The sequence below is a fragment of the Kiloniellales bacterium genome, from assembly GCA_030064845.1.
Lineage (GTDB): Bacteria > Pseudomonadota > Alphaproteobacteria > Kiloniellales > JAKSDN01 > JASJEC01.
This window is the reverse complement of record JASJEC010000007.1, coordinates 32,133-45,720: the sequence shown is the minus strand read 5'-3', so window position 1 is coordinate 45,720 and position 13,588 is coordinate 32,133. Positions and strand designations below refer to the sequence as shown.

Sequence of the window (13,588 nt, the reverse complement as noted above, 5' to 3'; positions counted from 1 at the left end):
CGCGGCCATGCCGACGCATGACGAGGAGCGCGTGCTCGGCTACAGCCCGCGCCAGCTCTACGACCTGGTGGCCGACGTCGAGCGCTATCCCGAGTTCCTGCCCTGGTGCCTGAACGCCCGGATCCGGCAACGCCGTGAGGGCCTGATCGTCGCCGACCTGGTGATTGGCTTCAAGATGGTGCGCGAACGGTTCACCAGCCGGGTCACGCTCGATCCAGAAGGCCTGATCATCGACGTTGCCTACGCCGAGGGGCCGTTCAGGTATCTGGACAACCACTGGCGCTTCCAGGACCACCCCGAGGGTTGCCTGATCGATTTCTACGTGGATTTCGAGTTCCGCTCCCGGGTCCTTCAGCGCCTGATCCAGCCCCTGTTCCACGAGGCGGTGCGGCGCATGGTTGCGGCCTTCGAGGGGCGCGCCCGCGCGCTCTACGGCGCGCCCGGGACGCAAACCGGCACCACGGCCGCCGATACGTCGATCGAGGCCTGACGCTCTAGGGTATCTCGAGGCCCGCCCTGAGCAGGCCGAAGAGCAGGACGAGCGTCAGCGTGTTGTAGAGCGCGTGGGTCACAACGGCCGTCCAGAGTGAGCCGCTGGCCTCATAGATGAGGGCGAGACCGACGCCGAGCGCCGCGATCGCCGGAATCAGCGCCGGCACCCCGTGAAGCACTGAGAAGCCAAGCGCGCTAATCATCGCCGCCAGGGGCACGTTCATGTGCACTCTCAGCCAGCGGTAAAGAACACCGCGGAACAGGATCTCCTCCGCGAGCGGCATCACGAGACCGACCAGCACCAGGAGGCCGACGAAGCCAGTCCAGGTAACGCCGAGTGGGGCGAGGGCGGCCAACTGGGGATTCTCGACGTCGCTGCCGATGATCGATTGGACCGCGGCGTTGATTACCCAGGTGACCGGCAGCGCCAGCAGCGCGGCGAGCACGGCCCGGCGAAGCCATGCGGGTGAGGCGGGGCGCAGCCCGAGGTCCGACCAGGACAGACGGCGCCTGCGCAGGATCACGAAGTAGACCGTCAGGAAGAGCACGGCCGCCTGGACTGCGAGAATCCCGAGCACGGTGAAGATCGACCCGATCCTTTGCACCAGGCCGGAGATCGCCACGGCGCCGAGGAGAGCCGCCCCCTGTACCCCGGCAACCGCGACCAGGAAGAGGATCAGCAGGTCGCGCGCTCTGAGCGACGCGGCGAACCTCTGGTCGGGCCCGTTCTGGTCCTCGACCGCGGAGGCCCGCCGCGAGGGCTCGCTGCTCACTCGGTGACCACCGCGGTGAGCAGTTCGAACGCCCGCGCCACGGTGGCGCGGCGCACCGCGCCGCGATCGCCGGGAAAGACCTGCCGCTCGTGCCGGGGCGGGTGATCCCGCCGGCACAGGCCGAAGTAGACCAGGCCGACCGGTTTGGTGGCGGTCGCCCCGCCGGGGCCCGCGATCCCCGTGACCGCGACCGCGACGTCGGCGCGCGAGGCCGAGACCGCGCCGGCGGCCATCGCTTCCGCGACCTCGCCGCTGACCGCGCCGACCCGGGCAATCAGGTCGGCGGGGACGGCCAGCATCTCGGTCTTCGCCTCGTTCGAGTAGGTCACGAAGCCCCGGTCCAGAACGTCGGACGAGCCGGCAATGTCGGTCAGGGTGGCCGCGATCAGTCCCCCGGTGCAGCTTTCCGCCGTAGCCAGGTGCAGGCCGGCCTGCCGGTATTGCTCCAGAACGACTTTAGCAGTGTCTTCCAAGCTCATGGTCTTAAACCATAATAATCGGCCGCAAAGAGCAAGCCATAGGTCAGCGCCGCGGCGTAGACGCCGGCGACAACGTCGTCGGCCATGATCCCGAAGGCCCCTTTCAGACGCCGGTCGCACCAACTCGCCGGCCACGGCTTGGCTACATCGAATACGCGGAAACCTAGAAAGGCGACCAGATAAGCGACCGGCTCGAGGGTGAAGGGCAGGAGCGCGATCCATTGGCCGACGACCTCGTCGATGACCACGTCCCCCGGGTCGCTGGTCTCGTGGGCGGCGGCGTAGAGCCCGCTCGCCCAAAGCCCGAGCGCGAAGGCCAGGGCCGTCGCCGCGGCCAGTAGCCAGGGGCCGCCGAGCCAAACCAGCGCGGCGCCAAAGGGCAGGGCGGCGAGCGAGCCCCAGGTGCCCGGGGCGGGCCGGATCAGGCCGCTGCCGAACCAGGTCGCGACCAGGCTTGCCGGGTGGAAGAAGGGCAGGGCCGGGCTCCGGAACATCAGCTCTCCGGTGGGAGACAGACAACGGCCGTCGCCTGGGCGGCGATACCCTCCTTGCGGCCGGTGAAGCCCAGGCCCTCGGTCGTGGTCGCCTTGACACTGATCCGGCCGGGCTCGATCTCGAGCAGCTCCGAGAGGCGCGACACCATGGCCGCGCGATGCGGCGCCAGCTTGGGGCGCTCGCAAATGACGGTCACGTCGACGTTGACGATGCGCCCGCCGCGGCCCCGTGCCAGGTCTCGGGCGTGGCGGAGGAACACGGCCGAGTCCGCGCCGCGCCACTGAGGGTCCGAAGGCGGGAAGTGCTGTCCGATGTCGCCGGCGGCCAGGGCCCCGTAGAGCGCGTCGGTGAGTGCATGCAGGCCAACGTCGGCGTCGGAGTGGCCCATGAGCCCCTGCTCGTGGGGGATCGCAATTCCGCAGATGGTCACGTGGTCGCCGTTGCCGAAGCGGTGGACGTCGAAGCCGGTGCCGCTGCGCATCTCCGGGAAGGCGTATTCGTGGCGTTGCATCAGGGTCTCCGCCCGCGCCAGGTCCTCCGTGGTGGTGACCTTTATGTTGTTGGGCGAGCCGAGCACCAGCCCAACCTTCATCCCCGCCTGCTCCGCGACCGCGGCGTCGTCGGTCAACTCGGCGCTCCCAGCTTGGCGCTGGGCGCGGCGATGGGCATCGAGGATGGCCTCGAAATGGAACCCCTGGGGGGTCTGGGCCCGCCACAGGCCTGTCCGCGGCACGGTTTCCCCAATTTCCTCTGTTTCGCCGGCCTGGCGCTTCAAGGTGTCGACCAGAGGCAGCGCGGCGATCGCCGCCGGCCGCTCGGCCAGCGCCGCCACCACCCTGGCTATCACGGCGTCGCTGACGAAAGGACGGGCGCCGTCGTGAATCAGGACACGCTCGGGGCCGAGGTCGGCCAGGCTCTCGAGGCCAAGGCGGACCGAGTCTTGGCGGGTCTCGCCGCCCGCCACCGGGTCGAGAACGTCGAGCCCCTCGGCCGCTTCGTCGAACAATGCCCGGTCGGCGGCCGCGATCACGGGCCGGACGGCGTCGATGGCGGGGCTTTCGAGCAGCGCCTTCAAGGTGTGGTGCAGCAGCGGCCGGCCGGCGAGAGTCATGTACTGCTTCGGTCTTGGGCCGCCGAGCCGGAGTCCCTTGCCGGCCGCGACCACGAGGGCTGTCGTGCCCGCCATCTCTTCTCCCGGATCCGGAATGCGATCGATCACGCGACCCTAGAGCGGATCATGTTTAGATGGAACCACTACGTGGTTTCCAACTAAACATGTGAATCCGCTCTACATCCTAGGTTTAGAGCAGATTCACCGGGTTGATGGATCGCCCGTGGAGATTCCATCAAACCCGGATCTGCTCTAGTGCAGAAGGCAGGCGAATGAAATCGCCCAGGGGTCTTTGACGGGGCAGCGCAGCTTGGCTGAACCGACAGCGCCGAATTTTACCTGGGTTCCGCGGGTGCCCCCTATCCCCCTGGTCGGGAGCGGACTATAACCAGCCGATGGCGAACAACCTGCTGTTCGGTTTCGCGGCCATGCTGTCGCTGCTTCCGGCCTCGCTGTTGTCCTATCGGCGCGGCGCCGGCCAGCGTGATCTGCTGTTCTGGGTGGTGCTCGCGGCCGCCGTCGTCGGGCCGGTCGCCTACGCTCTGGCGCAGGTGTTCGGCCCTTGGCAGACCGGTCTCAGCAAGGCGCTCTGGCTCTCGATCGCCGTCAGCCTCGTGCTCTTCCTGATCCTGACTCTGGCGACACGGGAGGCCTGGCGCCTGACGCCGCTCCTGCTGCCCTATCTCTGTGGCCTCGCGGTCCTGGCCCTGGTCTGGGGCCAGGTTCCGGCCCAGGGGGAACTCACGGCTTCACTCGATCTCTGGCTGACCGTCCATATCCTGGTATCGCTGGCGACCTATGGCCTGGCGACCCTGGCGGCAGTCGCCGGATGCGCGGTCTTTCTCAAGGAGCGCGACCTCAAGCGGAAGCAGTCGAGCCGGATCGGCGCCATGCTGCCGTCGATCGCCGACGGCGAGGCGCTCGAGCTGCGCCTGCTGGCAACCGCAGAGCTCGTCTTGGGGATCGGCGTGCTCACCGGCATGGCCCTCGAACACCTGTCATCCGGGCAGCTGCTGGTCCTCGACCACAAGACCCTGCTTTCGCTCCTGGCCTTTCTGGTAATCGGCTTGCTGCTGGTCTTGCACCGTTGGAGCGGGCTGCGCGGCAAGCGGGCGGCCAGGCTGGCGCTGCTCGCCTATCTGCTGCTGACCCTGGCCTACCCCGGGGTCAAGTTCGTGACCGATATTCTGGTTGCCTAGAGCCGATCTTGGTTTGACGGGATCGCTTCTTCAAACCTGAGCCAACGACTTGGAGCGGGTTCGCATGTCTTGTCGAATCCGCGTCGCGGTTGCGTGAAAACATGCCCCGCTCTGGACGAGAGTGGCTTTGACATCCTGCCCACAGGCGATACAACTGGCCTGCCAAATAGGCAGCAAAGGGCTTGTGCCTAAAAAATGGGCATCACAATTGGTTCGGTCAGGCTGGAGCAGCCGGTCATCCTCGCGCCCATGTCGGGCGTTACCGACAGGCCGTTTCGCCAGACGGTGAAGCGGCTCGGCGCCGGTCTCGTGGTTTCGGAGATGATCGCGAGCGAGGCCGTCGTGCGTGAGGCGCGGCGCAACCTCAAGGAAGCCCGGAAGCTGTACCTCGAAGAGAGCGACAGCACGCTCGCCGTGCAACTCGCCGGCTGCGAGCCCGAGGTCATGGCGGAAGCTGCCAAGCTGAATGAGGATAGCGGCGCCGCGATCATCGACATCAATTTCGGCTGTCCGGCGAAGAAGGTGGTCAACAAGGCCGCCGGCTCGGCGATCATGCGCGACGAGCGCCTGGCCGGCAGGATCCTCGCCGCGACCGTCGCGGCCGTGAAGTTGCCGGTCACCCTGAAGATGCGCACGGGATGGGACCGGAACAACCGGAACGCGCCGCGCATTGCCCGGATCGCCGAGGACTGCGGGATCCGCATGATCACGGTCCACGGCCGGACCCGCTGCCAGAAGTTCGAGGGCAAGGCCGACTGGGGTTTCGTCAGGCAGGTCAAGGCCGAGGTCGGCATTCCCGTGATCGTCAACGGCGACCTCTGTGCGCTGGACGACCTGTCGCGCGCGCGCGCGCTGTCGGGTGCGGACGGCGTGATGATCGGCCGTGGCGCCTATGGCCGCCCGTGGTTTCTCGGCCAGGCGATGGATCTGCTGGCTGGCCGGAAGCCGCGCGGCGAACCGGCGCTCGAGCGGCAGGGCGAAATCGTGCGCCGCCACTACGAGGCGATCCTCGGCCACTACGGCAAGGTGCTCGGCGTGCGCATCGCGCGCAAGCACCTGGGCTGGTATGCGCGCTCGCTCCGGGACCCGGCCGCCTTTCGCGCGGCGGTCAACCGCGAGGCCGCGCCGGAACGGGTGCTGGCGCTGGTGCGGGAGTTCTACGACCGGGACGGCGAGCGCGCCGCGGCGGCGGCGGCGTGATGGTCGAGATCACGGCCGAACGGCCCCGGCCGGCAAAGGACCCCGGCTTGGAGCCCGACGCGATCCTCGCCGCCCTGGCGGCGCCGGTCTTCGTCGTCGACGACAGGTGGCGCCTTTGTTTCCTCAACGCCGCAGCCGAGCAGTTCTTCCAAAGCAGCATGAGCGCCCTCCTGGGCCGCCCCCTGGCCGAGGTGCTGCCGGAAGACAGCCCGATCTTTTCCCTGATCGGCCAGGTCTTGAAGAGCGGCCACAGCGTGACCGAATACGGCCTGGTCATCGAGACGCCAAAGATCGGGCCCTACAGCGTGGCCGTCACCGCGGCGGTCCTGGGCGAGCTGCCGCCCGAGCGCGTGGTGTTGTCCCTGCACGAGCGCACCATGGCCCGGCGCATGGACCGCCAGCTGGTGCACCGCAGCGCGGCCCGGTCGATCACTGCCATGGCGGCGATGCTGGCTCATGAGCTGCGCAACCCGCTGTCCGGCATTCGCGGTGCGGCGCAGCTGCTCGAGCAGGACAGCGATGCCTCGAGCCGCCGCTTGACCCGCCTGATCTGCGACGAGGCCGACCGCATCGTCGCGCTGGTCGACCGGATGGAGATGTTCTCCAGCGACCGGCCGCCGCCGCGAAAGGCGGTCAACGTGCACGAGGTGATGAACCACGTCCGGCGCCTAGCCCAGTCAGGCTTCGCCAGGAACATTCGCTTTAGCGAGGACTACGACCCCTCGCTGCCGGCGGTCTACGGCAACCGCGACCTCCTGGTCCAGGCGATCCTCAACCTGATCAAGAACGCCGCCGAGGCGATCGGCGACGACGACGGCGAGATCCTGCTGGCCAGCCGCTATCGGCACGGTGTCCGCCTCGCGCTGCCGGGGCAGGGCGACCGGGTGGACCTGCCGATCAGTCTGGAGGTCCGGGACACCGGACCGGGCATTCCCCAGGATCTGCGCAACCACCTGTTCGAGGCTTTCGTCACCAACAAGCCGGGCGGCAAGGGCCTCGGGCTCGCTCTCGTTGCGAAGATCGTCGACGACCACGGCGGCATCATCGAGTTCGACAGCAGGCCGCGGCGCACCGTGTTCCGCCTGCGCCTGCCTGTCGCGCCGGAGAGCGGCGCATGACCGCGGGCAGCACCATACTGGTCGCCGACGACGACCGGGGCATTCGCACGGTCCTCAGCGAGGCCCTTGGGCGCAAGGGCTACCTGGTGCGCAGCGCCGCCAATGCGGCGACGCTATGGCAGTGGATCAAGGACGGCGAGGGCGACCTGGTGATCACCGACGTGGTGATGCCGGACGAGAGCGGCCTCGACCTTATTCCGCGGATCCGCAAGCTGCGGCCGCAGCTCCGCGTCATCGTCATGAGTGCCCGGACCACGCTGATGACCGCGGTTCGCGCGACCGAGCGCGGCGCCTTCGAGTACCTGCCCAAGCCCTTCGACCTGCGCGAGCTCCTGAACCTGGTCGAACGGGCGCTGAGCGAGCCCCACGAACGCGAGGGGCCCGCCGAAGACCAGGGCGCAGCCGAGGAGCAGCTGCCGCTGATCGGGCGCTCGGCGGCGATGCAGGAGATCTACCGCTCCATGGCGCGGCTGATGGGCACCGACCTGAGCGTCATGGTCTACGGCGAGTCCGGCACCGGCAAGGAACTGGTCGCCCGGGCCCTGCACGACTACGGCAAGCGCCGCCAGGGGCCCTTCGTCGCCATCAACATGGCGGCGATCCCCCGCGATCTGATCGAGAGCGAGCTCTTCGGTCACGAGAAGGGCGCGTTCACCGGCGCGGCCACACGCGCCATCGGCCGTTTCGAGGAAGCCTCGGGCGGCACGCTGTTTCTCGACGAGATCGGCGACATGCCCCTGGAGGCCCAGACCCGCCTGCTGCGCGTGCTCCAGGAAGGCGAGTTCACCACGGTCGGCGGCCGCACGCCGATCCGCCCGGACGTCCGGATCATCGCGGCGACCCACCGGGACATGACGCTGCAGCGACAGCAGGGCCTGTTCCGCGAGGACCTGTTCTACCGCCTCAACGTGGTGCCGCTGCGCCTGCCGCCGCTGCGCCAGCGCAGCGAGGACATCCCGGACCTGGTCCGTCATTTCCTCAACGAAGCCCATCAGGAGGGCCTGCCGGCGAAGATCCTGGCCCCGGAGGCCATGGCGCTCCTGGTCCGGCATTCCTGGCCGGGCAACGTCCGCGAACTGAAGAACCTGGTGCGCCGCCTGGCCGCGCTCTACGGACAGGAGACGATCGGCCCGGAAATCGTTCGGGCCGAACTGGCGGAGGACCTCTCCGGTCCGGTCACGCCCCTGGGCAGTGGCGAATCGCTGAGCGCAGCCGTGGACCAGCACCTGAAGGAATACTTCGACGCCCACGAGGACGGTCTGCCCGCTTCCGGGCTCTATGGCCGAATCATCCGAGTCGTGGAACGACCCCTGATCGAGCGCGCCCTGGCCGTCACACGCGGCAACCAGATCCAGGCTGCTCGACTTTTGGGCTTGAATCGCAATACCTTACGGAAGAAGATCCGCGAGCTAGACATTCAGGTCCTCCGCGGCCTTAAATAGGCTGTGTGGCAGTATTGCAACAGCAAGACATGGCCCTCTCCACCGATACCGGAAAGACCGGCGACGATCTCGACGCCTCGCTGAGGCCGGCGACTCCCTTCAGCCAGTTTCGCGAGCGCTTCCTGGACTGGGCGCACCGCGTCAAGCTGGAGCGCAAGCTCGCGGTCGCGCTGCTGGTGGCCGCCGTCACGTCCGGGACCCTGACCTTCGCGGCGATGACGGGGCGGCTGCCCGGCAGGGTCGACCCCTGGATCATCCTCTGGCTGATCAACCTCGACCTCGTGCTGCTCTTGGCGGTGGCCGCGCTGGTTGCCCGGCGCCTGGTGATTCTCTGGATGGCGCGGCGGCGCGGCATGGCCGGCGCCCGTCTGCACGTTCAGCTGGTCGCCCTGTTCAGCTGGATCGCAGTACTGCCGACGATCATCGTGGCTCTGTTCTCGGTCCTGCTGTTCGACCTGGGCCTACAGGGCTGGTTCAGCAAGCACGTGAGCACGGCGGTCAAGGAGTCCCTCCTGGTCGCCCAGGCCTACCTGGAGGAGCACCGCCAGACGATCAGCGCGGACGCCCTCGCGATGGCCCGGGACCTCAACCGCGGCGGCGTGCTGCTGACCACCAATCCTCAGCGCTTCAACCAGTACGTCGGGGCGCAGGCGGCGATCCGGTCGTTGACCGAGGCGATCGTATTCGACGGGAGCGGGCGGGTGCTGGCGCGCGCCGGCTTCAGCTTCGTGCTCGACTTCAACCCGCGGCTGCCGGACTGGGCCATTCAGAAGGCGCGCGAGGGCGAGGTGGCGATCCTGACCGCCGAGACGGAAGACCGGGTGCGCGCGCTGGTCCGCCTCGACGGCTTCACGGACACCTTTCTCTACGTCGGGCGCCTGGTCGATCCCCGGGTCCTCGCTCACATGGACCAGAGCCGCGCGGCCGCCCAGCTTTACGAGGAACTGGAAGGCAAGCGCGCCGACCTTCAGATCTCCTTCGCCCTGATCTTCGTCGTGGTGGCGCTGCTCCTGCTATTGGCCGCGGTTTGGGTCGGTCTGGCGTTCGCCAACCATCTCAGCCGGCCGATCGGCCTGCTGATCGCCGCGGCGAACCGAGTCGGCGCCGGCGACCTGGCCGCCAGGGTGGCGATCGACGAAGGGCGCGACGAGATCCGGTCCCTCTCGATCGCCTTCAACCGAATGACCATGAAATTGCAGAGCCAGCAGGGCGAGCTGCTCAACGCGAACCACCAGATCGATCTGCGGCGCCGCTTCATCGAGGCGCTGCTCGCCGGCGTGTCCTCCGGCGTCATCGGCCTGGATCGCAGCGGCCGGATCACCCACAGCAATCTGCGCGCCAGCGAACTGCTCGACCGCAAGGGTGAGGACCTCGAGGACCAGCCCTTGCAGGATATCCTACCGGAGGTATCCGAGTTGCTGCAGCAGGCTCAGCGCCGACCATCGAAGATCAGCGAGAAGCCGATCGCCCTGGAGACTCCGGAGGGACAGAGCCGGACGCTCTTCGTGCGCGTCTCGCCGGAGGCCGAGCGGCGGCGCATCATCGGCTTCGTCGTCACCTTCGACGACATCAGCGAGCTGCTGGCGGCGCAGCGCAAGGCGGCCTGGGCCGACGTGGCGCGCCGCATCGCGCACGAGATCAAGAACCCCTTGACGCCGATCCAGCTCTCGGCCGAGCGGCTGAAACGGAAATACCTCGACCAGATCCAGAGCGATCCGGAGACCTTCCAGGTGTGCACCGACACGATCGTGCGGCACGTCTCGGATATCGGTCGCATGGTCGACGAGTTCTCCGCCTTCGCCCGCATGCCCGAGCCGGTGATCGAGGAGCAGGAGCTTGTTAATCTGGTCGAGCAAGCCCTGGTGCTGCAGCGGACGGCCCATCCGGAGGTCGAGATCCTGTTCGAGCATCCGCCGCGGCCCGTGACCTTTCCGTGCGACTCGCAGCAGGTAGGGCGCGCGGTGACCAACCTGCTGCAGAACGCGATCGATTCGCTGGACGGCCGCGAGGTCAAGACCGACGGCCCGCCGCCGCCCAAGGGGCGGGTCCGCGTCGAGCTCTCAGCCGGCCCAGGCGCGCCGAGCATTACCATCGAAGACAACGGCCCCGGTCTGCCGAAGGCCGAGCGCAACCGGCTGACCGAGCCCTACGTCACCACGCGGGAGCGCGGCACCGGCCTTGGTTTGGCGATCGTCAAGAAGATCATGGAAGATCACGGCGGCGATCTGGAGCTTGGCGATTCGGAAATGGGCGGCGCCAGAATCCGCCTGGTCTTTCCCTCGCCCGACGATGGCGACGACGCGCCGGCCGAGCCGGCCCGGGCAGACAAGCCGAAGGTTGCTCGCCATGGCGCATGACATCCTGGTCGTCGATGACGAGGCCGACATCAGGACGGCCATCAACGGGATCCTGTCGGACGAAGGCTACGCCGTCCGCGAGGCGGGGGACAGCGACCGGGCCATGGAAGCGATCCGGCAGCGCCGTCCGAACCTGGTCATCCTCGACATCTGGCTGAAGAACAGCCAGCTCGACGGCATGGACCTGCTGAAGGCGATCCTCAACGAGTATCCAAATCTTCCGGTCGTCATGATCAGCGGACACGGGACGATCGAGCTGGCGGTCAACGCAATCCGCTGCGGTGCCTACGAATTCATCGAGAAGCCTTTCAAGGCCGATCGTCTGCTCCTGGTCGTCCAGAGGGCGGTCGAGGCCTCGCGCCTCAAGATGGAGGTCGAGGAGCTTCGTCAGAGGGCGGGCGCCGCCACCGAGTTGCTCGGCAAGTCCATTGTCATCAACCAGGTCCGGCAGGTGGTCGACAAGGTGGCGCCTACCGGCAGCCGGGTCTTCATCACCGGGCCGGCCGGGGTCGGCAAGGAGGTCGTGGCGCGCTTGATCCACGAACGCTCGCCGCGCGCCTCGGGCAGCTTCGTGGCGCTGAATTGCGCGACCATGCACCCGGATCGGCTGGAGTGCGAGCTGTTCGGCACGGAGCCCGGCGTCGAGGGCCCGGACACGCCCGGCAAGACCGGTACCTTCGAGCGCGCCCACGGCGGCACGCTGCTGCTCGACGAGGTCGCGGACATGCCGGTCGAAACCCAGGGCAAGATCGTTCGTGTGCTCCAGGAGCAAACCTTCCTGCGGGTCGGCGGCCAGCGGCAGGTCGAGGTGGACGTCCGGGTCATCGCCTCTTCGAACCGCAACCTGCCGGAGCTGATTCACGCCGGCAAGTTCCGCGAAGACCTGTTCTACAGACTCAACGTGGTGCCGCTGCGGGTCCCGGCGCTGCGCGAGCGGCGCGAGGACGTGCCGCTGCTGATCGATCACTTCATCAACCGCTCGGCCGAGCTCGGCGGGCTGCCGCCGCGCCAGCTGTCCGAGGAGGCCGTGGCTACCCTGCAGGCCTACGACTGGCCCGGCAACGTGCGCCAGCTGCGCAACGTGATCGATTGGATCCTGATCATGGCCCCCGGAGCGCCGGACGAACCGGTCAACGCGGAGGTGCTGCCCTCCGACATCGACTCCATCGCGCCCTCGATGGCCCGGAACCAGGATCCTCAAGAGATCATGTCGCTGCCGCTGCGCGAAGCGCGCGAGGTCTTCGAGCGCAAGTACCTCGAAGCCCAGGTTGCGCGTTTCGGTGGGAACATCTCCCGCACCGCCGCCTTTGTCGGGATGGAACGTTCGGCCTTGCACCGAAAGCTGCGAACCCTCGGCCTCACGGCCGGAGAGCGTCACTAGGGCGGGCCCGCGTTGACTTGGTGCTCATTCTCGATCGCACGGGGGCCAGTTCCTTCGCGCGAGACTCTGTTCTTGAAGCAAGACCGCCGGGTCGACGAACCGCCTGAGCCGGCTCTCGGCGAACCCTATGCGCTCTGGTAAAGCGGGGACCCTTCCATGCAGGTAATCGTGTGCGGCGCGGGCCAGGTGGGTTCCAACATCGCGCGCTACCTCTCCAGCGAGAACGCCGACGTTACGGTGATCGATCAGTCGCCGGAGCTCGTGCAGAAACTCGTCGAGTCCTTGGACGTCAAGGGACTGGTCGGCTTCGCCTCCCATCCCGACGTGCTCGAGCGGGCCGGAGCCACGGACGCGGACATGGTGATCGCGGTAACCTACGCCGACGAGGTCAACATGGTCGCCTGCCAGATCTGCCACACGCTTTTCGAGGTGCCGACCAAGATCGCCCGCGTGCGGCACCAGAGCTACCTGGATCCGCTCTGGGCCAACCTGTTCAGCCGCGACCATCTGCCGATCGACGTCATTATCTCGCCGGAGATCGAGGTGGCTCGCGCCATCGCACGCCGTCTGCAGGTCCCGGGCGCCTTCGACGTCAACCCCCTGGCCGAGGGCAAGGTCAGCCTGATCGGCGTCCACTGCACGGAAAACTGTCCGATCCTGGACACGCCGCTCAGGGAGCTGACCGGCCTGTTCCCGGATCTGCATATCACCGTTGTCGGGATCTCCCGCGACGGCAACGGTTTCGTGCCGCGGCCGGAAGACGACCTGCGGCTGGGCGACAACGTCTATTTCGTGGCCGAGACCGATCACCTGGCGCGGGCCATGTCGGCATTCGGCCACGAGGAAAAGGAGGCGCGCCGGGTCATCATCATCGGCGGCGGCAACATCGGCCTGTCGCTGGCCCGTATGGTCGAAGAGGATCAGCCCCACGTTCACATGAAGCTGATAGAGATCGACAAGAAGCGCGCGGAGTTCGTCGCCCAGACCTTGCGGCGGACCGTGGTGATCCACGGCGACGCGCTCGACACCGACGTGCTGGAGGAAGTCAACGCAAAGCAGACAGAGACCGTGATCGCGGTCTCGAACGACGACGAGGTCAACATCCTGGGCTCGCTGCTGGCCAAGCGCTTCGGCTGTGAGCGGGCGGTGACCCTGGTGAACAAGACTTCCTATGCGCCGCTGATCGACTCCCTGGGCATCGATACCGTAGTCAGCCCGCGGGTGATCACGGTCTCCACCATCCTGCAGCACGTCAGGCGCGGCCGGATCCGCTCGGTCCACTCGGTCAACGAAGGTTTCGGCGAGCTGATCGAGGTCGAAGCGCTCGAGACGACCAGCCTAGTCGGCGTGCCGATCCGCCAGGCCAAGCTGCCCGTCGGGGTGCTCGTCGCGGCCCTCGTGCGGGGCAACGCGGTCATCATCCCGCGTGGCGATACCGTCATCCGCGCCGGCGATCTGGTCATGATTTTCGCCGCCACTGAGGCGGTTAAGAAGGTCGAGCGGCTGTTCTCCGTCAAGCTGGAGTTTTTCTGATTACCGTG

General features: G+C 67.6%; 12 protein-coding genes. 8 read left to right on the top strand and 4 right to left on the bottom strand.

Features of this window, described 5'->3' with window-relative positions:
• The first annotated feature begins 7 nt into the window (after window positions 1-7).
• Entirely contained in the window at window positions 8-490 is a 483-nt protein-coding gene (locus tag QNJ67_04290; protein ID MDJ0608172.1) for a type II toxin-antitoxin system RatA family toxin, read from the top strand.
• Between the two features lie 4 nt (window positions 491-494).
• Here QNJ67_04290 and QNJ67_04285 read toward each other — a convergent pair whose 3' ends face one another.
• From QNJ67_04285 to QNJ67_04270, 4 genes are read right to left on the bottom strand one after another with little or no spacing between them, the layout of a single operon-like run.
• The gene (locus QNJ67_04285; protein ID MDJ0608171.1) at window positions 495-1,265 is read right to left on the bottom strand and encodes a type II CAAX endopeptidase family protein; all 771 of its coding nucleotides are present in this window, start codon (window positions 1,263-1,265) and stop codon (window positions 495-497) included.
• Window positions 1,262-1,744 (bottom strand): nicotinamide-nucleotide amidohydrolase family protein, encoded by a 483-nt coding sequence (locus QNJ67_04280; GenBank protein MDJ0608170.1) that lies wholly within the window; start codon window positions 1,742-1,744, stop codon window positions 1,262-1,264. Before QNJ67_04280 ends, QNJ67_04285 begins: the two co-directional genes overlap by 4 nt.
• Window positions 1,741-2,238 carry a phosphatidylglycerophosphatase A gene (locus QNJ67_04275; protein ID MDJ0608169.1) on the bottom strand — a complete coding sequence of 166 codons (498 nt, stop codon included), beginning with the start codon at window positions 2,236-2,238 and terminating at the stop codon, window positions 1,741-1,743. The genes QNJ67_04280 and QNJ67_04275 overlap by 4 nt, the downstream gene beginning before the upstream one ends.
• Window positions 2,238-3,425 carry a bifunctional 2-C-methyl-D-erythritol 4-phosphate cytidylyltransferase/2-C-methyl-D-erythritol 2,4-cyclodiphosphate synthase gene (locus QNJ67_04270; GenBank protein MDJ0608168.1) on the bottom strand — a complete coding sequence of 396 codons (1,188 nt, stop codon included), beginning with the start codon at window positions 3,423-3,425 and terminating at the stop codon, window positions 2,238-2,240. Before QNJ67_04270 ends, QNJ67_04275 begins: the two co-directional genes overlap by 1 nt.
• Window positions 3,426-3,745: 320 nt before the next feature.
• Between QNJ67_04270 and ccsA the strand changes: the two genes are divergently transcribed.
• The 7 genes from ccsA to trkA all read left to right on the top strand — a co-directional run bounded on the left by ccsA (window position 3,746) and on the right by trkA (window position 13,580).
• A complete protein-coding gene (gene ccsA / locus QNJ67_04265) occupies window positions 3,746-4,549 on the top strand; it encodes a cytochrome c biogenesis protein CcsA (GenBank protein MDJ0608167.1) in 804 nt (267 codons plus the stop codon).
• A 195-nt stretch (window positions 4,550-4,744) separates the two neighbouring features.
• Window positions 4,745-5,749: a tRNA dihydrouridine synthase DusB gene (gene dusB, locus QNJ67_04260; GenBank protein ID MDJ0608166.1), complete on the top strand. Its 1,005-nt coding sequence runs from the start codon at window positions 4,745-4,747 to the stop codon at window positions 5,747-5,749.
• Entirely contained in the window at window positions 5,749-6,867 is a 1,119-nt protein-coding gene (locus QNJ67_04255) for an ATP-binding protein (GenBank protein ID MDJ0608165.1), read from the top strand. Before dusB ends, QNJ67_04255 begins: the two co-directional genes overlap by 1 nt.
• The gene (gene ntrC, locus QNJ67_04250) at window positions 6,864-8,309 is read left to right on the top strand and encodes a nitrogen regulation protein NR(I) (GenBank protein MDJ0608164.1); all 1,446 of its coding nucleotides are present in this window, start codon (window positions 6,864-6,866) and stop codon (window positions 8,307-8,309) included. The genes QNJ67_04255 and ntrC overlap by 4 nt, the downstream gene beginning before the upstream one ends.
• Before the next feature lie 29 nt (window positions 8,310-8,338).
• Window positions 8,339-10,666: a PAS domain-containing sensor histidine kinase gene (locus QNJ67_04245; protein MDJ0608163.1), complete on the top strand. Its 2,328-nt coding sequence runs from the start codon at window positions 8,339-8,341 to the stop codon at window positions 10,664-10,666.
• The gene (locus tag QNJ67_04240; GenBank protein MDJ0608162.1) at window positions 10,656-12,047 is read left to right on the top strand and encodes a sigma-54 dependent transcriptional regulator; all 1,392 of its coding nucleotides are present in this window, start codon (window positions 10,656-10,658) and stop codon (window positions 12,045-12,047) included. Before QNJ67_04245 ends, QNJ67_04240 begins: the two co-directional genes overlap by 11 nt.
• 156 nt (window positions 12,048-12,203) lie before the next feature.
• The gene (trkA, locus tag QNJ67_04235) at window positions 12,204-13,580 is read left to right on the top strand and encodes a Trk system potassium transporter TrkA (protein ID MDJ0608161.1); all 1,377 of its coding nucleotides are present in this window, start codon (window positions 12,204-12,206) and stop codon (window positions 13,578-13,580) included.
• Window positions 13,581-13,588: the final 8 nt, after the last annotated feature.